This window comes from Arthrobacter sp. P1_D12 (genome assembly GCF_056406175.1).
In genome coordinates, this window is record NZ_JBFUAR010000005.1 from 65796 (window position 1) to 91698 (window position 25903).

At 68.3% G+C, this 25903-nt stretch carries 23 protein-coding genes; 15 read left to right on the forward strand and 8 right to left on the reverse strand.

What is annotated here, in order from left to right; genetic code table 11:
* Window positions 1-5: 5 nt before the first annotated feature.
* Together AC1DZV_RS04740 and AC1DZV_RS04745 are read left to right on the forward strand one after the other, a co-directional pair.
* Complete coding sequence (locus AC1DZV_RS04740) at window positions 6-1106, forward strand: polyprenyl synthetase family protein (protein ID WP_476953117.1); 1101 nt, start codon at window positions 6-8, stop codon at window positions 1104-1106.
* Window positions 1107-1647: 541 nt separating this feature from the next.
* Entirely contained in the window at window positions 1648-2484 is an 837-nt protein-coding gene (locus AC1DZV_RS04745) for a DUF559 domain-containing protein (RefSeq protein WP_476953118.1), read from the forward strand.
* A gap of 130 nt (window positions 2485-2614) precedes the next feature.
* Here the strand turns inward: AC1DZV_RS04745 and AC1DZV_RS04750 are convergent, their stop codons facing one another.
* The gene (locus AC1DZV_RS04750; RefSeq protein WP_476953119.1) at window positions 2615-3040 is read right to left on the reverse strand and encodes a hypothetical protein; all 426 of its coding nucleotides are present in this window, start codon (window positions 3038-3040) and stop codon (window positions 2615-2617) included.
* Window positions 3041-3060: 20 nt separating this feature from the next.
* On the reverse strand, window positions 3061-3726 hold the full coding sequence (locus tag AC1DZV_RS04755) for a trimeric intracellular cation channel family protein (RefSeq protein WP_459385482.1): 666 nt from the start codon (window positions 3724-3726) through the stop codon (window positions 3061-3063).
* A gap of 61 nt (window positions 3727-3787) precedes the next feature.
* On the opposite strand from AC1DZV_RS04755, the gene AC1DZV_RS04760 reads away from it, so the two are divergent.
* From AC1DZV_RS04760 to AC1DZV_RS04815, 12 genes are all read left to right on the forward strand, one after another.
* A complete protein-coding gene (locus AC1DZV_RS04760) occupies window positions 3788-4534 on the forward strand; it encodes a sirohydrochlorin chelatase (protein ID WP_476953120.1) in 747 nt (248 codons plus the stop codon).
* Window positions 4535-4665: 131 nt separating this feature from the next.
* Entirely contained in the window at window positions 4666-6411 is a 1746-nt protein-coding gene (locus tag AC1DZV_RS04765) for a nitrite/sulfite reductase (protein ID WP_028276668.1), read from the forward strand.
* Window positions 6408-7118: a phosphoadenylyl-sulfate reductase gene (locus AC1DZV_RS04770; RefSeq protein WP_028276669.1), complete on the forward strand. Its 711-nt coding sequence runs from the start codon at window positions 6408-6410 to the stop codon at window positions 7116-7118. Before AC1DZV_RS04765 ends, AC1DZV_RS04770 begins: the two co-directional genes overlap by 4 nt.
* Window positions 7115-8236 carry a sulfate adenylyltransferase subunit CysD gene (gene cysD / locus AC1DZV_RS04775; RefSeq protein ID WP_476953121.1) on the forward strand — a complete coding sequence of 374 codons (1122 nt, stop codon included), beginning with the start codon at window positions 7115-7117 and terminating at the stop codon, window positions 8234-8236. The genes AC1DZV_RS04770 and cysD overlap by 4 nt, the downstream gene beginning before the upstream one ends.
* A complete protein-coding gene (locus AC1DZV_RS04780) occupies window positions 8236-9672 on the forward strand; it encodes a sulfate adenylyltransferase subunit 1 (protein WP_476953122.1) in 1437 nt (478 codons plus the stop codon). Before cysD ends, AC1DZV_RS04780 begins: the two co-directional genes overlap by 1 nt.
* 283 nt (window positions 9673-9955) lie before the next feature.
* A complete protein-coding gene (locus AC1DZV_RS04785; RefSeq protein ID WP_476953123.1) occupies window positions 9956-11134 on the forward strand; it encodes an ABC transporter substrate-binding protein in 1179 nt (392 codons plus the stop codon).
* Between the two features lie 44 nt (window positions 11135-11178).
* Window positions 11179-11904 (forward strand): ABC transporter ATP-binding protein, encoded by a 726-nt coding sequence (locus AC1DZV_RS04790; RefSeq protein WP_018775157.1) that lies wholly within the window; start codon window positions 11179-11181, stop codon window positions 11902-11904.
* Window positions 11894-12832, forward strand: a complete 939-nt coding sequence (locus tag AC1DZV_RS04795) for an ABC transporter permease (RefSeq protein ID WP_476886964.1) — start codon at window positions 11894-11896, stop codon at window positions 12830-12832. The genes AC1DZV_RS04790 and AC1DZV_RS04795 overlap by 11 nt, the downstream gene beginning before the upstream one ends.
* Before the next feature lie 200 nt (window positions 12833-13032).
* Complete coding sequence (locus AC1DZV_RS04800; RefSeq protein WP_223913715.1) at window positions 13033-13329, forward strand: putative quinol monooxygenase; 297 nt, start codon at window positions 13033-13035, stop codon at window positions 13327-13329.
* Window positions 13330-13452: 123 nt separating this feature from the next.
* Window positions 13453-14739 (forward strand): uroporphyrinogen-III C-methyltransferase, encoded by a 1287-nt coding sequence (gene cobA, locus AC1DZV_RS04805; RefSeq protein ID WP_476953124.1) that lies wholly within the window; start codon window positions 13453-13455, stop codon window positions 14737-14739.
* Window positions 14740-14828: 89 nt separating this feature from the next.
* The gene (locus AC1DZV_RS04810) at window positions 14829-16304 is read left to right on the forward strand and encodes an FAD-dependent oxidoreductase (protein WP_476953125.1); all 1476 of its coding nucleotides are present in this window, start codon (window positions 14829-14831) and stop codon (window positions 16302-16304) included.
* Window positions 16305-16474: 170 nt separating this feature from the next.
* On the forward strand, window positions 16475-17476 hold the full coding sequence (locus tag AC1DZV_RS04815) for a DNA topoisomerase IB (protein ID WP_476953126.1): 1002 nt from the start codon (window positions 16475-16477) through the stop codon (window positions 17474-17476).
* A gap of 25 nt (window positions 17477-17501) precedes the next feature.
* Here AC1DZV_RS04815 and AC1DZV_RS04820 read toward each other — a convergent pair whose 3' ends face one another.
* Both AC1DZV_RS04820 and AC1DZV_RS04825 read right to left on the reverse strand, forming a co-directional pair.
* Entirely contained in the window at window positions 17502-18068 is a 567-nt protein-coding gene (locus tag AC1DZV_RS04820) for a hypothetical protein (RefSeq protein ID WP_476953127.1), read from the reverse strand.
* Window positions 18069-18178: 110 nt separating this feature from the next.
* Window positions 18179-19018, reverse strand: coding sequence for a DUF1206 domain-containing protein (locus AC1DZV_RS04825; protein WP_476953128.1), 840 nt, complete (start codon window positions 19016-19018; stop codon window positions 18179-18181).
* A 326-nt stretch (window positions 19019-19344) separates the two neighbouring features.
* On the opposite strand from AC1DZV_RS04825, the gene AC1DZV_RS04830 reads away from it, so the two are divergent.
* Window positions 19345-19881 (forward strand): hypothetical protein, encoded by a 537-nt coding sequence (locus AC1DZV_RS04830; protein WP_476953129.1) that lies wholly within the window; start codon window positions 19345-19347, stop codon window positions 19879-19881.
* A gap of 94 nt (window positions 19882-19975) precedes the next feature.
* Here AC1DZV_RS04830 and AC1DZV_RS04835 read toward each other — a convergent pair whose 3' ends face one another.
* From AC1DZV_RS04835 to AC1DZV_RS04850, 4 genes are all read right to left on the reverse strand, one after another.
* Window positions 19976-22744: a cation-translocating P-type ATPase gene (locus tag AC1DZV_RS04835; RefSeq protein ID WP_476953130.1), complete on the reverse strand. Its 2769-nt coding sequence runs from the start codon at window positions 22742-22744 to the stop codon at window positions 19976-19978.
* Window positions 22745-22772: 28 nt separating this feature from the next.
* Window positions 22773-23642, reverse strand: a complete 870-nt coding sequence (gene ppk2, locus AC1DZV_RS04840; protein ID WP_476951583.1) for a polyphosphate kinase 2 — start codon at window positions 23640-23642, stop codon at window positions 22773-22775.
* A 272-nt stretch (window positions 23643-23914) separates the two neighbouring features.
* Window positions 23915-24595: a FadR/GntR family transcriptional regulator gene (locus AC1DZV_RS04845; protein WP_476953131.1), complete on the reverse strand. Its 681-nt coding sequence runs from the start codon at window positions 24593-24595 to the stop codon at window positions 23915-23917.
* Complete coding sequence (locus AC1DZV_RS04850) at window positions 24592-25884, reverse strand: MFS transporter (protein ID WP_476953132.1); 1293 nt, start codon at window positions 25882-25884, stop codon at window positions 24592-24594. Before AC1DZV_RS04850 ends, AC1DZV_RS04845 begins: the two co-directional genes overlap by 4 nt.
* Between the last annotated feature and the right edge of the window lie 19 nt (window positions 25885-25903).

Sequence of the window (25903 nt, forward strand, 5' to 3'; positions counted from 1 at the left end):
AACCCGTGACCAACTCTGCAGACCAAAGCTGGACGCACGCCGGACACGGCCTGCCGAGCGCTGAACCCAGCCTCAACACCACCGCGATCGCCACCGGCCTCCAACTGCCGGCAGGCTTCTCGGCCATCGCGGGCGACCCCGAGCTGGGCCCGGCGCTCACCACCAACCTGGCGCGCGTCGAGAAGAAGCTGCGCGAAGCCATTGCCAACTCCGATCCCCTGGCTGACGCAACGTCGCGCCACCTCGTGGAAGCCGGCGGCAAGCGGATCCGCCCGCTGCTGACCCTGCTGTGCGCCCACCTTGGTGACGCCTCCCTGCCCGCAGTGGTGCAGGCCGCCGTCGTCGTCGAACTGACGCACCTCGCCACCCTCTACCACGACGACGTCATGGATTCCGCGCCGTTCCGCCGGGGGGCGCCGACGGCCCACGAGGTCTGGGGCAACTCCGTCGCGGTCCTGACCGGCGACCTCATCTTTGCGCGCGCCTCCATCCTGGTCTCGGAGCTCGGGTCCCGGGCGCTTGGCATCCAGGCCCGCACCTTTGAACGGCTCTGCCTGGGCCAGCTGCACGAGACCGTGGGACCGCGCCCGGACGAGGACCCCTTGGCGCACTACCTCTCCGTCATCGCGGACAAGACCGGCTCGCTCGTGGCCGCCTCCGGGCAGCTGGGTGCGATCTTCTCCGGCGCCGACGAAGCCTACGAGCCGATCCTGGTCGAGTACGGCGAGAAGGTGGGCGTGGCCTTCCAGCTCGCCGACGACGTCATCGACGTCACCGGGATCAAGGTCAAGTCCGGCAAGTCGCCGGGAACCGACCTGCGCGAAGGCGTGCCCACCCTGCCCGTGCTGCTGCTGCGCAACGCGGCCCGCGACGGCGACCAGGCCGCCGTCGAACTGCTGTCGCTGATCGACGGTGACCTCAGCTCGGATGAGGCCCTGGCTGCCGCCGTGGCCGGACTCCGGGAGCACCCCGTCACAGCACAGTCCTGGGTGGTGGCACGCACTTGGGCCGATGAGGCCATTGCCGCCCTTGCCCCGCTGCCCGAGGGCGTCGTAAAGGCCTCGCTGACCAGCTTCGCCCACGCCGTAGTGGACCGCAGCAGCTAGGTCCCCGGCCTCCGGCCGCTGAGCCCTTGGCGCCGTCCCCGGCCTCCGGCCACACCMGCCMGGCCGGGCCGGCGGTACAGCCGGGCCGGCGTCTCTCCCCGGCCGGTTCCGGGCTGGGTACAGCCTGACGATTAACCTGGCTTCTGGCTTAAACGGAATGGCCCCGGTTCCTCACAACGTTCGAGTCTTCCGTTGTGCCGAACCGGGGCCATTTCTCCGTTCGCATCAGATCCACCGGAGGCATTTGGTGAACCCAAGAAAGAGCATATGACAACTTTGTAATGCTGTCTAGCGGTTTTGTAATTTGATTGTCAAAAGATTCGTCGGCGGCTTGGCGGACGCCCGGGGCACATGAGACCTCTGCTGGCGTGACTGCGGCCGAGCGGGGTCACTTTGCCGCGCTGCGGGCTGCTTCCAGGCTGTTTTATCGGCGTGTTGGTGTCAAAATGCCCCACGGCGGCTTTGGATGTCCGGCCTGAGGTTTTCCACATGGCCCAACCGGGCCGGCCCCCAAGGATCCCCGGCAGGGCACATTGGCGGAATGGACGTTGCCACTTATCTTGCTTCACGGGGCGGAACAGCCGCCGCGGCGGACCTTGGCCGGGCCGGATTCAGCCGCCACCGGCTTGCCACAGCCGTGTCCTTGGGCACCATTGTGCGGATCCGCCGCGGGCACTATGGGCTTCCGCAGGATTCCGGCGTCTACCGGGCGGCGCGCGAACTGAGGGGGTTGCTGACGTGCGTGTCGGCCGCTCCGGGCTACGGCTTGTGGGCCTTGGCTCCGGCCCAGTCCATGCATTTGTGTCTTGGGCACCGGGCGGCACCGCCCGGCACCGTGGCCCATGGCCGCTGCAGGCACCTCCGGCACCCGTGGCTGCCCCTGGCCGGACTCGCCGACGTCCTGATCCATGCACTCCACTGTCTGCCTGAATTGCAGGCACTTGTCATGGTCCAGTGTGCGGTGGGCCGGGGGGACATCACCCTGGCCTTCCTCCGCGGCAAACTCGAGGGTAACCGCAACGGCCGCGCCAGGTCGGTGCTGGACCTTGTCATTCCGCGGGCCGATTCGCTGCTGGAAGTTCTCGCCAACACCGCCTTCCGCCGGGCCGGGCTGCACGTGCGCCGGCATGTGGAGATTCCCGGGGTGGGGGAGGTGGACTTCCTTATTGAGGACTGCATCGTCGTGGAGACCGACGGTGCCTCGCACCTGGAGCCTCTGCAAGTTAAGAAGGACCGGCGGCGGAACAACGCAAGCCTCATCGGCGGTTACCTTGTGCTCAGGTTCGGGTACGACGACGTCGTCCATCACCCGGAGCGGATGGTTGCGGAGGTTCTGGCGGTGCTGGAGTTGCGGCGCAGTGGGGCCTTCCGGCCGTGACGGACAGGTCGCGGCTGCCGTCCGGGGCTACATTGGCGCCTCAGCAGGGGATCACCGGGCCGGACGACGGCGTGTCCGCTTCAAAGTGCCCCCGGACCGCCGGGCCGGCCCCAAGGAGAGGCCGTGGAGCCTAGTCTTCGTCCTCGTTGAAGGCCCACTCGAACATGTCGAAGACGAATTCGGAGAAGGTCCCTTCCTCGCTCTTCCACTGGCCGCGGGCGTTGTTGCGGCGGTACACGATGGGATCCGGGATGCTGAGGTCCCCGACACGGAAGCCCCAGGTGAACTGCTCTTCCTCGTCCTCGAGGAACATGAGGAAGCCCTCATCATCCACTTCGAGCTCTTCGGGGTCCCAGAAGTAGTGGTAGGCCTCCATGATGTCCTCGCAGCCGCCGACTGCCAGGTAGAACTCGCGCAGGACCATCGGGACCTGGAACTGGTGTTCGGCGAGGGCGGCGTCGAGCTCCTCGGCCGGGAGGCCATCTTCTTCCTGCCATTCGTCTTCGAGATACTTCGGGACAAGCGCGCGGAATTTCTCGAGGAACATGTCAGTCATGGTCTTATCCTAGCTAATCCTCAGCGGTCGTTTTCCGCGGTGTCCAGGCCCAGCCGGTGCCAGCCGCGCACCGCCAGCGGAACGTACCAGTGGCGCCGCCAGGCCGTGACCCGGAAAGCGAAGACAAGCCCGGCGACGGCGCAGGCGCTCACCGCGGTGAAGGTCCCCGTGAGGGACAGGATCACGGTCAACGCCGACCCGGCGAACGCCGGCAGAGCGTACAGATCCTTGGGGTCGAAGAGCTGGGGGACCTCGTTGGCGGTGATATCCCGCAGCAGGCCGCCACCCACCGCCGTCGTGACACCCAGCAGGACGGCGGCCACAGGATTCATCCCGGCGGCCAGCGCCTTCAGTGTGCCGGTGATGCAGAACAGGGCCAGCCCGCCGGCGTCGAACAGCATCAGCAGCGACGTGAAGCGCTGGACGCTGGAGAACAGGAAATACACCAGCACCGTGGCAAACAGGGGCGGTGCCAGATATGCCGGGTTGGTGAACGCGGCGGGCGGGCCCGCGTTGATGATGATGTCGCGGATGACGCCGCCGCCCAGGCTCACCACCGAGGCCAGGAGCAGCGAGCCGATGATGTCGAACTGCTTCCGCGCAGCGAGCAGCGAGCCGGAGACCGCAAAGAAGAACACGCCGGCGAGGTCAAGCCAGACCAGGACAAGGCTGAAGGAGAAGGTCATGAAGCGTCCCGGTCGGTTGCAGGGGGGCGGATAGGGCGGCTCCAAGGTTACGCTAACGGCTATGAATACCCCCATCCTGATTGCCTGCGCCCACGGCACGTCCAGCCCGCACGGGGCCGCGGAGGTCAACGCGGTCCGGGACGGCATCGCGGGGCTCCGTCCCGGGCTGGATGTCCGTGAGGCCTACGTGGACGTGCAGGACCCGGACCTGCCGGCCGTCGTGGCGGGCCTCCCGGCGGGGGTAACCGCCGTCGTGGTTCCGTTGCTGCTCAGCGTCGGATACCACGTCAAGGTGGACATCGCCCGCGCCGTGAAGAGCCGGCCGGACACCCTGGCCGCGGCGCCGCTGGGGCCGGATCCGCGGCTCGCAGCGCTGCTGGACCAGCGCCTGCGCGAGGCCGGGGTGACAGACAACGACGCCGTCGTCCTCGCCGCCGCCGGGTCCTCCGATCCCAGCGCCGCACAGAATGTCGAGGAACTCACGGACCAGCTCCGTGCCCTGCGTTCCAACCGGATCGTGGCCGCCTACGGCGCCTCCGCCAAACCCTCGGTTCCCGACGCCGTCGCCATGCTCCGCGAGGAGGCCGCCGGCGGTGCCGGCGCGGGGGAGTCGGCCGGAGCGGTGGACCTTGGCGGCCGCGTCGTCATCGCCTCGTATCTCCTGGCGCCCGGGTTCTTCCATGACCAGCTGGCCAAGGCCGGCGCGGACCTGGTGACGACGCCGCTGCTGCCCTCCCCGGTACTCGCCGAAATTGCCCTGGAACGCTACGACGCGGCGCTGGCCGGGGCCCGGCCGCCCCGGCCCTGACGGTCCGCGCAGATGCACAGCTGCAGGGCGACTTCAAGGGTTTTCGGCGGTTCGTGACGAAATGTTGCCCTAGGTGACTCCCCGTTTCTGACCCTTTGTGACGGGATTACGGCCGCCCCTACAGTCGATGCATGACTGATACAGCTCTAGCCGGAGCGTCCACGGACGAGGCTGCCGCCGGCCGCACCAAGCGCCCTCCCCGCCCGGCCGCAAAGCCGCACGGCCAGTGGAAAGTGGACGGCACCACGCCGCTGAACGCCAACGAGACCTGGAAACAGGAAGACAACGGCCTCAACGTCCGCGAGCGTATTGAGTCCGTCTACTCCAAGCACGGCTTCGACTCGATCGACGGCACCGACCTGCACGGCCGCTTCCGCTGGTGGGGGCTCTACACCCAGCGCAAACCCGGGATCGACGGCGGCAAGACCGCCACGCTTGAGCCGCACGAGCTCGAAGACAAATACTTCATGCTCCGCGTCAGGATCGACGGCGGTGCGCTCACCACCGGGCAGTTGCGCGTCATCGGCCAGATCTCCGTGGACTTCGCCCGCGACTCGGCCGACCTCACGGACCGCCAGAACATCCAGCTGCACTGGATCCGGGTCGAAGACATGCCCGAAATCTGGCGCCGGCTTGAAGGCGTGGGACTGTCCACCACGGAAGCCTGCGGCGACGTGCCCCGCGTCATCCTCGGCTCCCCGGTGGCGGGCATCGCCAAGGACGAGATCATCGACCCCACGCCGCTGATCCAGGAACTCGCCGAGCGGTTCATCGGCGACCCGGAACTGGCCAACCTGCCGCGCAAATTCAAGACCGCCATCACCGGCCACCCCAGCCAGGACGTGGTGCACGAGATCAACGACGTCGCCCTGGTGGGCCTGGTCCACCCCGAGCTCGGCATCGGCTACGACCTCTGGGTGGGCGGCGCGCTCTCCACCAACCCCATGCTGGGCAAGCGCCTCGGCGCCTTCGTCCGGCCGGACCAGGCCGCCGACGTGTGGCTCGGCGTCACCAGCATCTTCCGCGACTACGGCTACCGGCGCATGCGCACCAAGGCCCGGCTGAAGTTCCTGCTGGCCGACTGGGGGCCGGTGAAGTTCCGCCAGGTCCTCGAAGACGAATACCTCGGCTACAAGCTCGCCGACGGCCCGGCCGCCCCGAAGCCCTCAACGCCCGGTGACCACATCGGCGTGCACGAACAAAAGGACGGCAAGTTCTTCATCGGCGCCACCCCGCTGGCCGGCCGCCTCTCCGGCAGCCAGCTGGTCAAACTCGCGGACACCCTGGAGGCCCGCGGCTCGCAGCGCCTGCGCACCACCCCGCACCAGAAGCTCGTGGTCCTCGACGTGCCCAAGGATGAGGTGGACCCGCTCGTGGCCGAGCTCGACGCGCTGGGCCTGTCCGCCCGCCCGTCCGTGTTCCGGCGCGGCACCATCGCCTGCACCGGCATCGAGTTCTGCAAGCTCGCCATCGTGGAAACGAAGGTGACCGCGGCGACGGCGGTTGCCGAGCTGGAGCGCCGGCTGGCCGACCTCGCCGAGAGCAAGCAGCTGCCCCAGGCGCTGTCCCTGCACATCAACGGCTGCCCCAACTCCTGCGCCCGGATCCAGACGGCGGACATCGGCCTCAAGGGCATGATGCTGCCAACGCCCGACGGCGACCCCACCCCGGGCTTCCAGGTCCACCTCGGCGGCGGGCTCGCGTCCGACAGCCGCGAGGAGGCAGGCCTCGGCCGCACCGTCCGCGGCCTGAAGGTCACGGCCGGGGAGCTGCCCGACTACGTCGAACGCGTGGTCCGCAAGTTCGTCGCCGACCGCTCCGAGGGCCAAAGCTTCGCCGAGTGGGCCTTCGCCGCGGAAGAGGGTGATCTGCAGTGACAGCAGCACTCCGCTCCCACGACGAGCTCAAGGCCCTCGCCGAGGCCGGCGCCGCCGAGCTCGGCTGGGACGCCCCGGCCCGCGACGTCATTGCCTGGGTGGCCCGCAATTTCGAACTGCCGACTGTCGCCGTCGCCTGCTCCATGGCGGATGCGGTCCTGCCGGCGCTGGTCGCGGACGAGCTCCCCGGCGTCGACGTCCTGTTCCTGGAGACCGGCTACCACTTCCCGGAGACGCACGCGACGCGCGACGAGGTCGCGGCCAACCTGCGCGTCAACGTCGTGGACGTGCTGCCGGAGAACACCGTGGAGCAGCAGGACCGGCTCCTGGGCAAGGACCTCTTCGCCCGCGACCCCGCCCAGTGCTGCGCCCTGCGCAAAGTGGCTCCGCTGCGCCGCACCCTGGCCGGCTACGAGCTCTGGTTCACCGGAGTCCGCCGCGACGAGGCGCCCACCCGCACCAACACGCCGCTGATCACCTGGGACGAGGCCAACGGCCTGGTCAAGGTCAACCCGGTGGCGGCCTGGACTTTCGACCAGCTGGTGCAGTACTCCGACGACAACCTTCTTCCCGTCAACCCGCTGCTTTCACAGGGCTACCCGTCCATTGGCTGCCAGCCCTGCACCCGCAAGGTAGCGCCCGGCGACGACCCCCGCGCCGGACGCTGGGCAGGAACCGACAAGACAGAATGCGGACTACACGTATGAGAACTCAAATCACCAACGAGGACCTGGAGCTGTCGGTGCTGGACAACGACGCGGCTGAGACGCCGATTGCCGCCCAGGGAGTGGCATCGAAGGCACTGGCCGAGGGACCCGATGCGAGCTTGCGAGCGTTGGGAAGGCCACTGCCGCTGTCGGAGCCGCGCGCTGGGCTGATCGAAGATCAGCCGCGCGGCGCAGGGGCGGGGGCGGCAATCGGCGTCGCAGGTTCACGCCTCTCGAGCCTCGACACCCTTGAGTCCGAGGCCATTCACATCATCCGCGAGGTCGTCGCCGAGTTCGAGAAGCCTGCGCTGCTGTTCTCCGGCGGCAAGGATTCCGTGGTGATGCTGCACCTGGCCACGAAGGCCTTCTGGCCCGGCAAGGTGCCCTTCCCGGTGCTGCACGTGGACACCGGCCACAACTTTCCCGAGGTCATCGACTTCCGCGACCGCACAGTGGAACGGCTGGGCCTGAAGCTCGTCGTCGGCTCCGTCCAGGAGTTCATCGACTCCGGTGAGCTGGCCGAGCGTGCCGACGGGACCCGGAACCCGCTGCAGACCGTCCCGCTGCTGGATGCGATCCAGCGCAACAAGTTCGACGCCGTCTTCGGCGGCGGCCGCCGCGACGAGGACAAGGCCCGGGCCAAGGAGCGGATCCTGAGCCTGCGCGACGAGTTCGGCCAGTGGGACCCCCGCAACCAGCGGCCCGAGCTGTGGAACCTCTACAACGGCCGGCACACGGTAGGCCAGCACGTCCGCGCGTTCCCCATCAGCAACTGGACCGAACTGGACGTGTGGCGCTACATCGAGCGCGAGAACATCGAGCTGCCGGGCCTGTACTACGCCCACGACCGCGAAGTCTTCGCCCGCGACGGCATGTGGCGCGCCGTCGGCGAGGTCTCCCAGCCGCGCGATCACGAGGAAGTCATCACCAAGACCGTCCGCTACCGGACCGTCGGCGACATGTCCTGCACCGGCGCCGTGGAATCGGCCGCCGCCACGGTGCGCGACGTCGTCATTGAGGTTGCCGCCTCGACCATCACCGAACGTGGCGCCACCCGGGCCGACGACCGCATCTCCGAGGCCGCCATGGAAGACCGCAAGAAGGACGGCTATTTCTAATGAGCACGGAAACGTTTCTCCCGGGCCCGGACCTCGTTGCCGCGGCGCTGCCCACCACGCTGTTCCGCTTCGCCACCGCAGGCTCCGTCGACGACGGCAAGTCCACCCTGGTGGGCCGGCTCCTGCATGACTCGAAAGCGATCCTCGCCGACCAGCTCGACGCCGTCGCCCGCACCTCGGCGGACCGCGGGTTCGGCGGTGAAGGGGCCACCGGCACACAAGCGATCGATCTTGCCCTGCTGACCGACGGCCTGCGCGCGGAGCGCGAGCAGGGCATCACAATCGATGTCGCCTACCGCTACTTCGCCACGGACCGGCGCAGCTTCATCCTCGCGGACTGCCCCGGGCACGTGCAGTACACCAAGAACACGGTGACCGGCGCGTCCACCGCGGACGCCGTCGTCGTGCTCATCGACGCCCGCAAGGGTGTCCTGGAGCAGACCCGCCGGCACCTGTCCGTGCTGCAGCTGCTGCGCGTGGCACACGTGATCGTCGCCGTGAACAAGATCGACCTCGTGGATTTCAGCGAGGACGTGTTCCGCGGGATCGAGGCGGACGTCCAGCAGGTCGGGCGCGAACTCGGGCTCGGCTCCGACGGCGTCGCCGATCTCCGCGTCATCCCCGTCTCGGCCCTCGACGGCGACAACGTGGTGGACCGCTCGGAGCGGACCCCGTGGTACGACGGCCCGGCGCTCCTGGAGGTCCTGGAGACGCTGCCGGCCGCCGACGAACTCGAAAGCCACCTCGAAAGCTTCCGGTTCCCGGTCCAGCTGGTGATCCGGCCGCAGGGCGCGCTGGCTCCGGACGCCATCGCCGGCGGCCTCGATCCTGAGACCTACCGCGACTACCGTGCCTACGCCGGCCAGATCACAGAAGGCTCCGTGAAACTCGGGGACCAGGTCAGCATCCTGACCCCGGGCCAGGCCCCGCGCACCACCACCATCACCGGGATCGACTTCGCGGGCCGCGAGCTCGCCGAGGCGGCCGCACCGCAGTCCGTGGCGCTGCGCCTGGCCGATGAGTTCGACGTCGCCCGCGGTGACACGATCGCGGCGGCCGGCACCGCCGGTGGCAAAATACCGGAGGCATCGGCAGACCTCTACGCCGCCCTGTGCTGGCTCTCGCCCAAGCCGCTCCGGGAGGGCTCCAAGGTCCTGGTCAAGCACGGCACCCGCACGGTCCAGGCCCTGGTGCGGAACGTGACCGGCAGGCTCGACCTCGCCAGCTTCGGCCTGGAGCCGACCACCACCCTGGAGCTCAACGACATCGGGCACGCGCAGCTCCGGCTCGCCGCTCCGCTGCCGCTGGAGAACTACCTGCACCACCGCCGCACCGGGGCCTTCCTCGTGATCGACCCGCTCGACGGCAACACCCTCGCCGCGGGCCTGGTCAACGACCACCCCGGCGACCACGAGGACGAGCGCTACTCGATCTAGGCCACGTGTCACACGGGCGCAGCTTGTTTCCCGGTCGGTCGCCCTGGGCGGCGGTCCGGGAAACAAGCTGCCGTCTTTTGGGGCCGAATGTGACGCTGCGTGAACCCGCGTGACCCCCGGTTTCCGGGCCGTTGAACCCCGAATATGACACTCCCTATGGTGAATGAATGAAGACACAGGAACGGTTCCCCGGCCTCCCCCGCAGGGACTTCCAGGGGCGATGTCGCCGGCGCTGACCATCCGCCCGGCCCTTCCGCACACACCCCAGAACAGGACTTCACCCATGTCACACACCCCCGGAAACCCCGGGCCCGGCACACAGCCCGGCACCACCCGGATCGTCGCCGGCGAGACCGGCAAACCCAAACGCAAGCGCACCCTGGAGATCGCCCTGGTCGCGGGCCTCGTGCTCCTGATCGGCGCCGGCGCAGCCGTTGCATCCTCGCTGTCCCGCAGCCCCGAAACCGCCCCCGCAGCGGCAGCGGCGGACGCCGGCCCGGCCACGGAACTCAGGCTCGGCTACTTTGGCAACATCACCCACGCCCCGGCCCTGGTGGGTGTCAACAAGGGGTTCATCGCCAAGGACCTCGGGGCGACCAAGCTCAGCACGCAGGTGTTCAACGCCGGGCCGGCCGCGATCGAGGCCCTGAACGCCGGCGCCATCGACGCCACCTACATCGGCCCCAACCCGGCCATCAACTCCTATGTCAAGAGCAACGGCCAGTCCATCAGCATCATCGCCGGCGCCGCGGCCGGCGGGGCGCAGCTGGTGGTCAAGCCCGGCATCAACTCGGCGGCCGACCTCAAGGGCAAGACGCTCGCGTCGCCGCAGCTCGGCGGCACCCAGGACGTGGCCCTCCGGGCCTGGCTCGGCAAGCAGGGCTTCAAGACCTCCACGGACGGCAGCGGCGACGTCTCGATCAACCCGACCGAGAACGCCCAGACCCTCAAGCTGTTCCAGGACGGCAAGCTCGACGGCGCGTGGCTGCCCGAGCCCTGGGCCTCCCGCCTGGTGCTCCAGGCCGGCGCTAAGGTCCTGGTCGACGAGAAGGACCTGTGGGAGAAGGGCGAGTTCGTCACCACCGTCCTGATCGTCAACAAGACGTTCGCGGCCGAGCACCCTGCCACGGTGCAGGCGCTGCTGAAGGGCCATGTCGAATCCGTGGACTGGCTCAACGCGGCGCCCGCCGCCGAGAAAGCCACCGTCCTCAACGACGGACTCAAGGCAGCCGCAGGCAAGGCGTTGCCGGCCGACGTCATCGACCGGTCCCTGAAGAACATCGTCTTCACCACCGACCCGCTCGCAGGGACGTACAGGAAACTGCTCCAGGACGGCGTCGACGCCGGCACCACCAAGCAGGCCGACATCAACGGCATCTTCGACCTCACGGCGCTCAACAGCGTCCTGAGCGAGAGTGCGGCCGGCAAGAAGATCTCCGCCGAGGGGCTCGGCAAGGACTAGCCCCCGGGCCCCCAGACATCCGCCACAACAGTAAGGACCAGACCATGCCAGTCGTACTGGAACACCTGGGCAAGCGCTTCGGCGCCGGCGCCCCGGTGCTGGACGACGTCAACGCCACCATCGGGCAGGGCGAGTTCGTCGCCCTGCTCGGTGCCTCCGGCTGCGGCAAGTCCACCCTGCTCAACATCATGGCGGGACTGGAGGCCCCGACGTCGGGCGCCCTGGAAGTGCCCAGCGACGGCGCCGCCTTCATGTTCCAGGACGCGGCACTGTTTCCCTGGCTGACGGCGCGGGAGAACATCGAGCTGGCCCTGAAGCTGCGCGGCGTCGGGAAAGCCGACCGCCGGGTCCGGGCGGGGGAGCTGCTGGACCTGGTGCACCTGGGCGGTGCGGGGGACAAACGGCCCCACGAACTCTCCGGCGGGATGCGCCAGCGCGTCTCCCTGGCCCGGTCGCTGGCCCAGGACCGCCAGCTGCTGCTCATGGACGAGCCGTTCGCGGCCCTGGACGCGATTACGCGGGACCTGCTCCATGACGAGCTGGAACGGATCTGGAAGGAAACCGGCCGGACCATCGTCTTTGTCACCCACAACGTCCGCGAGGCCGTCCGGCTTGGCCAGCGCGTCCTGCTGCTCTCCTCCCGGCCCGGCCGCGTGGTGCGGGAATGGCACGTCAGCGAGGAGCACCGCACCGACGCCGGACTGGCCGGCCAGCTCACCGGCGAAATCACCGCCCGGCTACGCGAGGAGATCCGCCGCCATGCCAAGTAACCAGCTTCCCGTGGCGGAAGCGCCGGCCGAGACCCGCAAGGTCCACGCCGCCCTGACCCGTTCCTCCACCGGCAAGGAAGACCTCCGCGAGCTCGAAGCGGGCCTCGACTCCCTGCAGTCAGACTCCATCCGCAAGGTCCGCATCGACTGGAGCCGGATCCTGCTGCCGGTGGCCGCGCTCGCGGTGCTGATCATCCTCTGGCAGTTGTACGTCTCCCTCGGCTTCAAGCGGCGCGACGTCGTGCCCGGCCCCCTGGATGTCATCGGCCAGGTCGGAACCCTGTGGGGCGAGGGCAAGCTTCAAGAGGCCGTCTGGACCTCGCTGCAGCGCGGCGTCGTGGGCTTCCTGATCAGCGTGGTGATCGCGACGCCGGTGGGTCTGGTGCTGGCCCAGGTGGCACCTTTGCGGCGCGCGTTCGGGCCGCTGATCTCCGGGCTGCAGGTCCTGCCGTCGGTGGCCTGGGTGCCGGCCGCTATTCTCTGGTTTGGGATCACGGATGCCACCGTGTACTTCGTGGTGTTCATGGGTGCGATTCCCTCGATCATCAACGGCCTGATCTCCGGTGTGGACCAGATTCCGCCGCAGTACCGCAGCGTCGGGAAGGTCCTGGGTGCGTCCCGTCTCCAACTGGCCCTGCAGATCATCCTGCCGGCGGCCCTGCCCGGGTACCTCGGCGGCCTCAAGCAGGGCTGGGCGTTCTCCTGGCGCTCGCTCATGGCGGCGGAAATCATCGCCGTCGGCGGCACCATCGGCTTCGGTCTGGGCTCCATGCTGGACCAGGGCCGCGTCCTGTCCGACATGACCATCGTCATGTCCGCCATCCTGCTGATCCTCGCCGTCGGAATCCTGATCGAGCTGCTCGTGTTCGCGCCGATTGAAAAGCGGCTGCTCCGCCGCCGCGGCCTCCTCGCCGGCAGCACCCGCTAGGCCAGCCCCCAAGCCCCTCCAAAGCAACGCGGGGTTACTTACGGCCCATATTTCCATTGGTTTATGGGCCGTAAGTGACTCCGCGTTGCTTTTTCGATGGCTCCTTGCCCGGGTACAGGCACGGGCCTACACTCACGCCTAGAGGCCGGGTTGCGGCCCCTTCCACGGCTGATGCAAAGCCCGATTCCTAGGAGGTCGCTGTGGCAGCAAAATTTGGCGTGCTGGCCCTGGTCGAAGCCAAAGCGGGGAAGGAACAGGACGTCTGGGACTTCCTGAACGGAGGGCGCGAAATCGTGCTCAACGAGCCCGGAACGCGCACCTGGTATGCCTTCCGGGTCAACGAGAACACCTTCGGCATCTTCGACACCTTCGATACCGAGGAGGACCGTCAGGCCCACCTCAGCGGCGCCATCCCCGCCGCCCTCGGCGAACACGGTCCCGCCCTGCTCGCCAAGGATCCCGACATCAAGCTGATCGAACTCATCGCCGTGAAATAGGGGTGCCCCCGGCCGCCGCAGATCAGGAGCGGCGATTGCCATTATGTGACGCGGCGTTACCTTGCGTGAACTGGTGTTGCCGCACCGTTGTTCCGCTATGTGACGCCGCCCTATCGTCGATGCATGGCAATTCAGGACATTTACCCCACGGCGCTGCGCCTCCTCGGCCGTCCCGTGCTGGTGGTCGGCGCCGGCCCGGTGGCCGCCCGGCGCACCAAAGGGCTGCTCGACGCCGGAGCCCGCGTCACCGTCGTGGCCCCGGCCGCCTGCCCGGCGCTCGCCGAACTTGCCGGCGCCGGCCTCCTGAACTGGGAGCCCCGCCCGTACCGTGCGTCCGACGTCGACGGCGTCTGGTTCGTCCAGACCGCCACCGGCGACGCCGCCGTGGACGCGCAGGTCTCCGCCGACGCCGAGGCGCAGCGCATCTGGTGCGTCAACGCCTCCGACCACGAAGCCTCCGCCGCCTGGACGCCCGCCGTCGCCGTGGTGGACGACGTCAAGATCGCCGTCAACGCCGGCGGAGACCCGCGCCGCGCCATGGCCCTGCGCGACGCCGTCGCCACCGCCCTGGCCACCGGAGACCTGCCGCTGCGCCGGCACCGGGTTTCCGGCACGGGGGCAACTCCCGGATCCGTGGCCCTCGTCGGCGGCGGTCCCGGCGACACCGGACTCATCACCGTCCGCGGCCGCCGGCTCCTTGGCCAGGCCGACGTCGTGGTGGCGGACCGGCTCGGTCCGCGTGAACTCCTGGCCGAACTGGCCCCCGACGTCCGCGTGGTGGAGGTCGGCAAGACCCCCGGCCACCACCCGGTGCCGCAGTCCGAAATCAACCGGATCCTGGTCGAGGAAGCCCTGCAGGGCCACCGCGTGGTCCGGCTCAAGGGCGGCGACCCCTACGTGCTGGGCCGCGGCGGCGAGGAAGCCGAATTCTGCCGGCAGCACGGCGTCGAGGTCGAAGTGGTTTCCGGCGTCACGTCGGCCATTTCCGTCCCCGCCGCCGCCGGCATCCCCGTTACGCACCGCGGGCTGGCCAAAGGCTTCAGTGTGGTCACCGGCCATGAGGAACTCTCGGAAGTCCCGGCCCGTGCCGACCACACTGTGATCCTGCTCATGGGTGTGGGTCAGCTGCGCGATTCCGCAGCCTCCCTGGCCCGCGCCGGTTTGCCTCTTCAGACGCCTGTTGGCATCGTAGAGAATGGATACCTGCCAAACCAGCGGGTGACCATCGGAACCCTCGGGACCATCGCGGACCAGGCGGAGGCCGCAGGCGTAGCGAATCCCGCCGTGATCGTGATCGGCGACGTGGTCCGCGTCAGCCCGTTCGCGCCGTCGCACTTCAAGACCGCGGACTACAGCACCACCTCCCCGAACGCTCCCCGCACCACCAAGACCCGCGTACTGACCCCCTAACACCCGTCGATTGCTCCATAACTGCCGTTATCAAGCCCCAAAAGGGCGTTTGTGGAGCAACGGATGCAGAAGAAAAAAGGAACACAGCCGTGTCAACTAGCACCCCCGTAGGAACCGCCGCCCGCCCGCTGCGCGTCGCCGTCGTCGGCTCCGGTCCCGCCGGCGTCTACGCCGCGGACATCCTGACCAAGAGCGAGGCCGTCAAGAGCGGCGAGCTCACCGTCAGCATTGACCTCTTCGACCGCTACCCGGCACCCTACGGTCTGATCCGCTACGGCGTGGCCCCCGACCACCCCCGCATCAAGGGCATCGTCAACGCTCTGCACAAGGTCCTGGACCGCGGCGACATCCGGTTCTTCGGCAACGTGGACTACGGCACGGACTTGTCCATCGATGACCTCCGCACCCACTACGACGCCGTCATCTTCGCCACCGGCGCCATCAAGGATGCGGACCTCAACATCCCCGGCATCGAGCTTGAGGGCTCCTACGGCGGCGCCGACTTCGTGTCCTGGTACGACGGGCACCCCGACGTGTCCCGCGAATGGCCGCTGGAGGCCAAGGAAATCGCCGTGATCGGCAACGGCAACGTGGCCCTCGACGTGGCCCGCATGCTCTCCAAGCACGCCGACGACCTCCTGGTCTCCGAAATCCCGGACAACGTCTACGCCGGGCTGAAGTCCTCGCCGGTCACGGACGTGCACGTGTTCGGCCGGCGCGGGCCCGCCCAGGTCAAGTTCACGCCCCTGGAACTGCGCGAACTTTCCCACTCCAAGGACGTGGACATCATCCTCTACGCCGAGGACTTCGAGTTCGACGCCGAATCGGACCGGCAGATCCAGAGCAACAACCAGACCAAGACCATGGTGGGCACGCTCACCAACTGGATCGCCGAACAGCCCGAGGACCTCTCCGAGCTCACCGCGTCCCGCCGGCTGCACCTGCACTTCCTGCACAGCCCCGTCGAGATCTACGCAGAAACCACAGACGGCGCCGACGCGCCCGGCCGCGTCGCCGGGATCAAGTTCGAGCGCACCGAACTGGACGGCACCGGCAACGCCCGCGGCACGGGCGAGTTTGTCGAGTACCCGGTCCAGGCCGTGTACCGCGCCATCGGCTACTTCGGCTCCGCCCTCCCCGAGGTCGAATTCGACCACAGCAAGGGAGTCGTCCCGAACGACGGCGGCCGGGTCCTGGACGCCGCCGGCAGCCACGTGCCGGGGATCTACGCGACCGGCTGGATCAAGCGCGGTCCGGTGGGACTGATCGGCCACACCAAGGGTGACGCCCTCGAAACCGTGACACACCTGCTGGAGGACCGCGAAAACCTGCCGCTGGCCGCGGCGCCCGCCCCCGAGGCGATCGTCGAGCTCCTCGCGGGCCGCGGCGTCGAGTACACCAGCTGGGAAGGCTGGCTGGCCCTGGACGAGCACGAGCGCGCCCTGGGCGAAAAGGCCACCGCTGCCGGCGGGTCGCACGGCGTCGCCGTCCAGCGCGAGCGCATCAAGGTGGTGCCCCGCGAGGACATGGTGGAGATCTCCCGCGGCGCTGCCGTCGAGGTCTAGCCTCAACGCAGACCAGCACGGAGCAAAGCGGGTCACTTCGCGCCCATTCCAGACAGGAAGAGGGGCGCGAAGTGGCCCGCGTCGTTTTTCAGGGCGTGAAAGGGCGTGGAAACCTGGGCGGTAGTCAGTAGGCTTACCGTCATGGATGAACACTCGCCCAGGGCCGGCCAATGAGGCTCCGCCACAGCAACGCGTCCGGCCGCGGGTACCGCAGGGTCCCCGCCGGGACCGGGTTCAGTTACAAGGACCTGGACGGCTCCACCCTGCCGCCGGGCCCCGTGCGGGAACGGCTCGAGGGCATCGGGATCCCGCCGGCCTGGACCGACGTCTGGATCGCCCCGTACGACAACGGGCACATCCAGGCCACGGGCGTCGACGCGGTGGGACGGCGGCAGTACATCTACCATCCGAGCTGGCGGGAACGGAAGGACCGGCTGAAGTTCGACCGTTCGCTCCAGCTGGCTGAGACCCTGCCGACCGCACGCCGCCTGGTGACCATGGACCTGCGCTCCGAAGGGCTGACGCGGGAACGCGTGCTGGCGGCCGCCTTTCGGATGCTCGACAGCGGATCATTGCGCGTCGGCTCGGAGCGCTACACCAACGAAAACGGCAGCCACGGCCTCGCCACCCTGCTCTGCGCCCACGTCAAGGTGCGCAAGGACGAACTCCGGCTCAGCTTCCCGGCCAAGAGCGGCAAGACCTGGGAGTCCCGGATTGACGACGCCGACCTCCCCGCCGTCGTGCGCCAGCTCAAGCGCCGCGGCGGCAACGCCCGCCTGCTGGCCTACAAGGACGGCCGCAGCTGGCATCCGGTGTCGAGCGCGGACATCAACGAGTACGTCAAGGAGCGCACGCGGGAGGACTTCACCGCAAAGGATTTCCGCACCCTGCGGGGGACGGCGGCGGCAGCGGTCAGCCTGGCGCAGAGCGGCCCCCAGGCGAAGGTCTCTGCCCGGAAGAGCGCGGTGAGCCAGGCCATGCAGGATGCGGCCGCGGTCCTGGGCAACACACCGTCGATCGCCCGGAAAAGCTACGTGGATCCCCGGCTGTTGGACCACTTCGCGGCCGGGGAAACGATTGACCCGAGGCGGCTGGATTCCGCCGAGTCCGAGCTCCGCGCCCTGCTGTACCAGGAAGGCGACGTGGTGCCGCTGCGGAAGGCCGCCGGCTAGTTCCCGGGCGCGGCCCGGCGGCACCTCAGAACTCGGCGTTAATGAACCCGATGACAATCGCCGTCCACCAGCACAGCTGCGAGATCACCAGGCACAGCAGCAGATGGACCCGTTGCCCGGCGGCCAGGTCCTTGAACGAGGCATCGGGCGTCAGCCTGGCCAGCCGCCGCATGAGCGGAATGAGCATGATCCCGTTCAGGCTGAGCACAAGGACGGCGGCGAGCTTGAGGTCCGTCATCGGGTTGCTCAGGTGCGGGTTCAGGAACACGCCCGTGGCCAGCATGCCGGCCAGGCCGCCCCAGATCAGCGGTGTCGCTGCGCCGTCGAGCCTGATGGTTTCGGCCAGGTCGCGTCTGCCGATCAGCCACAGGAAGCCGTGCCAGTCCATCAGGACGACGGCGCCAAAGGCCACCACCATCGACAGCACGTGCAACACGACGGCGACATGGTGGACATAGGTGTCGACATGGACCGCGGTGGACAACGTGACCGAAAGCAGCCAGGCCGCGGCGGCCGCGGCGGACAGGGCGGCCACAAGCCGCCGCGTGGACCGCTCAGATTCACGGTGCCGTCGGAGGGTGCGTCTGCTCACCGGAACGTAGCTCATGCCATACCTCTGCGAGACTTGCCCGGCCCGGGGTAGCTCCACGATAGTCCCGCGGGCGGATGCCAAACAAGGAAATCCCCATCCGGGGCGGGCGGCTACATCCGGCCGAAGCGCGCCCGGACCAGCGCGAACACGCCGTAGGCAATGAAGCCCGCCCCGATCGCCAGGAGCAGGTACGGGCCGAAGGGGTGGTCCCGGAGCGCCTTGAGGCTGCCGTCCAGGCCGGTGGAGGAACCGGGATTGTTGGTCGCCGCGGCCACGACGAAGAGCAGCCCGGTCAGGATCAGCGCCAGCCCTTTCGAGACGTGGCCGGTGACGCCAAGGGCGCTGATGACCCTGCCGCGGCGGGTCCCCTCGAAGTGCTGCAGTTCCTCCTTGAACTTCTTCCCGAAGCCCTTGACGATGAAATACACGCCGATTCCCATGATGGTGAGCCCGAGGCCGGCCAGGGCCGGAACCCCGAACGGTGACTGGATCAGGGCCGTGCTGAAATCCCGGGTCGACTCTCCCGAGTCGCCGCGCTGGCCGAGGCCGAAGCCCGCGAAGCTCAGCCCGACGCTCCCGTACGCTATGGCAAGGAAGCCGGAGGAAATGAGTTTGCCCAGCTGCTCCCGGCGCGGCAGGTGGCGGCCGCGGAGCGTCGCCTCGCTCAGCTGCCAGAGCGCGAGGCCCGCGCAGGCGATGCAGGCCGCCCACATCACCGCCGGACCCCAGGGGTTGGCAGCGAGTTGTTCGATGGCGCCGGTGGGTTCGGCCTGGCCCGGCGCGCCCAGGACCAGGGCGACGGCGATGGCCCCGATCACGATATGAAGCAGTGCCATCACGGCGAATCCGGAACGGGCGACGACGTCGAGCGCGGTGCTGTTCGACGCCGCCTCCGCGGTGTCGACGGCGTCGCCGATGGCGGCTTCGATCCCGGACTCTTCTTCTGCCATGGTGATGCGGCTATTCCTCATCTGGTCCGGTGGACGGTGTCGTACCTACGGCGGTGGACGGTGTCGTGCCTACGGCGGTGGACGGTGTCGTGCCTACGGCGGTGGACGGTGTCGTGCCTACGGCGGTGGGCCGGTGTTGTGCCTAGGGCGGTGTGCCTATGGCGCCGATTCTACGCCCGGCGAAGTGGCAGCCGCTTGGACTACCGCGTTTTTGGTAAGTGTGCTTACCATAGCCGAGTCATGGCCCCCCTCGTGGACATGCCGCGGACCGGCAGCCTTGCTGCCCCTGCGATTCGGATTCGAAGACAGATGATAGGAAGCTCAACATGGCAGGTAATCTTGTTGCCCGATCCATTCACGACCTGACGGCAGCCGCCTGGTTCGGCGGCTCCCTGATGGGCGCCATTGGGCTCAACGGTGCTACTGCCGAAGCCAAGGACCCGGCGGAACGTACCCGCCTCTCAAGCCTGGGCTGGAAGAAGTGGGCGCCGTACCAGACGGCGGCGTTTGGGGCGCATTTTCTTTCGGGCCTCGCCGTCATGTGGGAGAACAAGGGCCGGATGGCCAAGCAGGACGGCGTCACGCGCCTGAGCGTCTACAAGTCCGTCGTCACCCTCGCCGGTGCCGCCGTGACCCTGTACGCGGGCCTGCAGGGAGCCAAGGTGGACAAGCTGGCCGCCGAGGGCGCCAAGGGTGCCACCGAGCCGGAGCCGGGTGCCTCCGAGGAACTTCGTTCCGCGCAGCAGCAGCTGAAGATCCTGCAGTGGACCATCCCCGTGTTCGCCGGCTGGGTGATCGTGCTCGGCGCCAAGCACGGCGAGATGCAGCGGCCCAAGAACGTCTTGAAGGGCCTCGTCCGCTAGCCCCGGCACAGCCGGTATGCGCCACTGTTGAGGGCCGGAACATCGCGTTCCGGCCCTCAACGGTGGCAGCCGCACTCACGCCGGAACAGCACTCTCACGCCGGAACGGGGGGAGCCGGGACTGGGGCCCGGCCCTTGGATTGCCGGGCCCGCAGGATGATCTTGAAGAGTTCACCGAGGAACAGCAGCACCACGCCCGGAACCAGGCAGAGCAGCCACTGCTGGCCGGTAAGCGGCAGCGTGCCGAACAGGTCCTGCATCACCCTCATCTGGGTGATCAGCATCGAGCCGAGGACGGCCCACGCGAACGCCCAGAGCAGCTTCGGGTTGGACACCGTGGCGGGCCCGAAGGCGCTCTCGGTCGGGTAACGCAGATTGAGCGCCACGAAGATGTTCATCAGCCCCAGCCCCACCACGGCCATGCTCTGGCCGACCTCCAGCGAACCGTAGGTGGTTTTGCCGATCTGCACGAGGATCAGCGTCGCGGCCGCCATGAAAAGCCCGACGACGAACAGGCGCACCATCATCGACCGTACGAGAATCGGCTGGTTGAAGGGCCGTGGTTTGCGGTCCATGATGCCCGGCGTCGCGAGATCCAGGCCCATCACCGCCCCAATCGGGGCGACGATCGCCATGTGGATCCACAGCACCTGGGCCGGGCTGAGCAGGGCCGTGCCTGCTATGGCGAAGGCCGAGGATCCGATGAACGCCAGAATGAACATGAACAGGTTGGCAACCTGGATCCGGATGAACTTCTGCAGGTTGTCGTACACGAGCCGGCCCTCTTCGACCGCCGCCACGATGGTGGCAAAGTTGTCGTCGGCCAGGATCATCTTGGCCGCACCCTTGGCGACGTCGGTGCCGGTGATGCCCATCGCGATCCCGATGTCGGCGGCCGCGATGGCCGGCGCGTCGTTCACGCCGTCGCCGGTCATGGCCACGATGTTGCCCTTGCGCTTGAGCACCTCGACCAGCCGTACCTTGTGTTCGGGGGCGACGCGGGCGATCACGCCGATCCCGTCCACCTGGCTGTCGGCCTCCGCGTCGCTCATCGCCGCGAACTCGGCCCCGGTCACCGCGCGGCCCCTGATGCCCAGTTCATCGGCGATCGCCGCAGCGGTGACGGCGTGGTCGCCGGTGATCATCCGGACCCGGATGCCGGCGTGCTTTGCCTTGGCGATGGCGGCCACCGCCTCGGCGCGCGGCGGGTCAACCTCGCCGATCAGCGCCGAAATCTCCAGATCCTGCATCAGCGCCATCAGGTCGCCCGAAGGCTGGAACGTCGCCGGGTCGAACTCGCGCTGCGCCAGGGCGAGCACCCGCCTGCCCTGGCTGGCGATGCGATCGTTCTCGGCAAGCACCTTGCCCCGCATTTCGTCGGTGAGGCGCTCGGCGTGGCCGCCCGGCATCCGGCCGAACGAGGACCTGCTCAGGAGGACGTCGGGTGCCCCCTTCACGTAGGCCCGGATCACGGGCCTGCCATCGTCCCCCGGCATCCGGTGGAACGTGGCCATGAACTTGTAGTCGGAATCGAACGGTACCGACGCCACGCGCGGGTTGTTCCGGCGGAATTCCCTGACGTCCACGCCGCCTTTCTGCGCCAGCACGTAGAGCGCCGCCTCGGTGGGGTCCCCGACCACCTCGCCGTCGTTGATATCGGAGTCGTTGCACAAGGCGCAGGAGAACATCACGTAGTCCAGGTCCCGTTCGGCGTCTCCGGTGGTCCGTTGAATCTGGCCGTCGAAACTGTAGCCCTCACCGCTGACGGTGTAGTGGTGCTGCACGGTGGTGATCTCGCGGACCGTCATCTGGTTCAGGGTCAGGGTGCCGGTCTTGTCCGAGTTGATGGCCGAGGTGGAGCCCAGGGTCTCGACCGCAGGGAGGACCTTCATGATGGCGTTCTTCTTGGCCATATTGACCGACCCGACGGACAGGATGGTGGTGACGACGGCGGGCAGCGCGTCCGGGATGGAGCCGACTGCCAGGGCCACACCGATTCCGAAGAGCACCGCGAAGGACTCGCCGGAGGCCAGGCCCATCACGACGATAGCGATAAACGCGAAGAGGGCCGCGACAATGATGAAGATGGTGAGCCGGTCCACCTGCTTGGTGAGCGGGGTCTTCTCCACTTTCTGCCCGGACAGCATGTGGGCGATGTGGCCGACTTCCGAGCCCATGCCGGTGGTGGTGACGAGGATTTCGCCGTGGCCCCGCGTCACGTTCGTGTTCATGAACGCCATGTTCAGGCGGTCGCCGATGCCGACGTCGTGCCGGCCGATGGTCTCGGTGTCCTTCTCGACGGCGACGCTCTCCCCGGTCAGGGCGCCCTCCTCGATCTGGAGGGTTGCCGCCAGGATGATCCGGCCGTCGGCGGGGACGCGGTCACCGGCATCGACCACCACGATGTCGCCGGGGACGATCTGTTCGGCGGGGAGCTCCACAACGTCACCGTCGCGGCGCACCTTGGCCATAGCCTTCATCATCTCCCCCAGGGAGGCAGCGGCTTCTTCGGCCTTGCCCTCCTGGTGGTACCCCAGCCACGCGTTGAACAGCGTCAGCAGGGCAAGCCCAATAGCGGTTCCGTATTCCGCGATCAGCAAGCTGACCAGGGCGGCGACCACAAGGACGATCTGCATGTAGTCCTGATAGTGCTTGAAGAACCGTTTCCATACCGGCTCCTGCTTTGCGGCGGCCAGGGCGTTCGGGCCGTACTCCTGCAGCCGCTGCTGCGCCTCTCCCGTGCTCAACCCGCCAGCCGGATCCACCTTCAGCTCGGCCGCCACTTCAGCCGGTGCCAGCGCATACCAGCTCGCGTCTGCCTCCGCCGGGGCCACCCCAGCTACTGCTCCGGGATCGTCGCTCATGACTTCCTCCTCATCGCCGGGGCGCTGCTTAGAACGGGGTGGGGATGTGCCGCACGGACAGTGCCGGCTCGGTGTAATCGCCGGCCTTCTGGCGCTTGGGGAGCTCGACGTCGAGCCCCGGGTACGGCTCGTAGGGCACCTGGCTGAGAATATGGCTGATGACGTTGAGCCGGCCGCGCTTCTTGATGTCATTGTGCGCGATGTACCACGGTGCCCAGGCGGTGTCGGTCGCCTCGAACATGGCGTCCCGGGCCCGGGAGTAGTCGTACCACCGTTTGTAGGACTTCAGGTCCATCGGAGAGAGTTTCCAGGTCTTGCGGGGATCATCCATGCGGCTCTCGAGCCGCCTGGTCTGCTCGTCCGCGCTGACCTCGAGCCAGTACTTGAGCAGGATGATCCCGGAGTCGACCATCGCCTTCTCCACCATCGGAGTCATGTCGAGGAACCTCTGGGTCTGTTCCGGGGTGCAGAAATTCATCACCCGTTCGACGCCCGCACGGTTGTACCAGCTGCGATCGAAGATGACCACCTCGCCCGCCGCCGGGAAGTGCGACATGTAGCGCTGGAGGTACATCTGCGACTTCTCCCGCTCGGTCGGTGTGGGGAGCGCGACCACGCGGAACACCCGGGGGCTCACCCGCTCGACGATGCGCTTGATCGTGCCGCCCTTGCCGGCCGTGTCGCGGCCTTCGAAGACGATGCAGATTTTGGCTCCGGTGGACTTCACCCACTCCTGCATGGCGACCAGTTCACCCTGCAGGACCTCCATCTCCGCTTCGTACTTCTTGCGCGGCATCTTCTTCCCGGCGCGCTCGTCCTCTGCGTCGGAGCCCTTGGACTTTTTTTTCTTCTTGCCCACCATCGACCTCCTCGCGACGTACTTGCTGAGGTAAACCACAACACTGCGACACCGGCGAGACTGTCATCCAACGAGACCGGCACCTCGGCCCGGGACTGGGGCGCAGCTGCACTTGTCGCGGGCACCCTCGTGCGGCGTCCTGCCATTCTTAGTGTTGACCGCGGCTGGAGTCCGGTCTACGGCACTAAGACCCTAATGGGCGCCGGCGGAACCGGGTGTCTCTCGGCCGAGCCGGCCCCTGCTGCTGGGCGCAGGGGCCGGCCCCGCCACTGAGACAGAGCATCTTCCGCGCACCTTGGGAAAGCCTTGGGTTACTCCTGGAGCCATTCCGCGCAGGAATTCAGGTTCCGGGTGACGCTTTCGACGGCGGCCGCCTCGTCGCGGGCGGCAATCGCGGCCACGAGTTCGTCGTGGCCCTCGTGCGGCAGGCCGTTGAAGCCTCCCCGACGCTGCTGGCGGAGCAGGTCCTTGTGGAATACGCTGCCGAAACTGACATACAGCTCATGCAGCAGCGGGTTGGCGGACGCCTCGGCCACGCGCGCATGGAAGTCCCAGTCTGCCCGGGCCCACGCGGCGTAGTCCCCGGCGAGCCAGGCGGCGCGGCGGGCGGTGAGCAAACCGCGCAGGGCGGTGAGGTCCTCGGCCGTCGCATGCCGTGCAGCGAGCCGGGCCGCCTGGGTGTCCAGCCCGACCCGGACCTCGAGGATGTGCTCCTGGGAGTGGTCCTCATACATGCGCTGCGTGGCGCCTGCGATCTCGCTCGTGGCGCGGACATACGTGCCGTCCCCGCGGCGGACCTCGAGCATTCCGCTGTGGGCCAGCGCTTTGATGGCCTCACGCAGGGTGCCGCGGGAGACCCCAAAGGCGGCCATCAGCTCAGGTTCGGCCGGAATGCGCTGCTGCAGCGGCCACTCGCCCGAGTGGATCAGGGCTCGCAGCTTGGCAGTGATTTCCTCCGCCAGCGGTGGCCGGTGCGAGGCAGTGAGTGTCATGGCCGGTTTCCTTCTGAGGAGTGCGGGGCGGTGGCCCGCAGCTTTTTGGCTGCCAGTTCCTTGGCCCGCAGCTCCTTCGGTCCGGCCGAGAGCAGGTGGCCAACCGCGATCTGGCCGAGGGCCACGGCCAGCAGCAGGGCCAACGGCAGCGTCCAGGAATTGGTGGCGCTGTGCAACAGGCCCATGCCGAACGGGCCGAGCGTCGCCAGCAGATACCCGGCGGACTGGGCCACGGTGGACAGCGCGGTGGTCTCGGCCGTGCTGCGGCCGCTGCGGCTGATCATCACCATGACCAGCGGGAAGATGCCGAGGCCGAAGCCCACCAGCACAGCGGTCAGGGGAGACCAGGCAGGGGGGAGGACCAGCATGGCCAGGATGCCCAGGGCCATGGTCACGGTGGCAAGGTAGAACGCCGTCCGCAGCATCCGGGGGCGTGAACCGATGGCCACCAGCACCATGCCGGCGGGGACGGAGACGAGCTGCATGAGTCCGAACATGAGCCCGCTGTCGGAGGCGGTGAGGCCCATGGTGGCCAGCATGTAGGGGAACCAGCTGAGCACGGCATAGGCCAGGAGCGCCTGCACCGTGAAGCCGAGGGTGATCAGGGCGCCCGTGCGGGTCCGTAGCAGGGGCCATGGCGAGACCCGGGCAGCCTTGGTCGCGGACGCGTTGCGGTGGGCGTGTACCGCGATCGGGAGGAAGCCGAGGCACGCCCCCAGGGCCAGGAATCCGATCGCGCCGACGCCCGCCGACGGCGAGCCCAGGGCCTGGGCCACCGGAACGATCAGCACGGCGGTGGCGGTGGCGCCTGTGGTCATGGTCAGCGTGTAGACGGCGGTCATGAGGGACGTGCGGTCCGCGAAGTGCACGCGGATGAAAGAGGGCATGGCCACGTTGCAGATGGCCAGCCCGGACATCCCCGCCACGGTGCCGGCCAGCAGCATCCCGGTGGACGGGACGCCGCGGAGCAGCAGCCCGGCGGCCAGCATCACGAGGGAGAGCAGGATGGCTTTTTCCAGCCCCAGCTGCCGGGTGAGCCAGGACGTGGCAGCGCCGGCCACCGCGAAGCACAGCGTGGGGATCGAGGGGAGCAGCGCTGCGATCAGCGGGCCGTAGCCCAGGACAGCCTGCAGGTCGTGGAAAAGCGCGGCGGCGCCGGTGATGCCGGCGCGCAGGTTGAGCCCGATGAGCACGAGCGCCACGACGCCGGCCACGATCACGCCCCGCGGGCGGACCGCGCCGGGTGGAGCTGTCTGGGAAAGTGCGGAAACCGCCGTGCTGCTAGCCATAGCTAAAGGTTAGACGTTT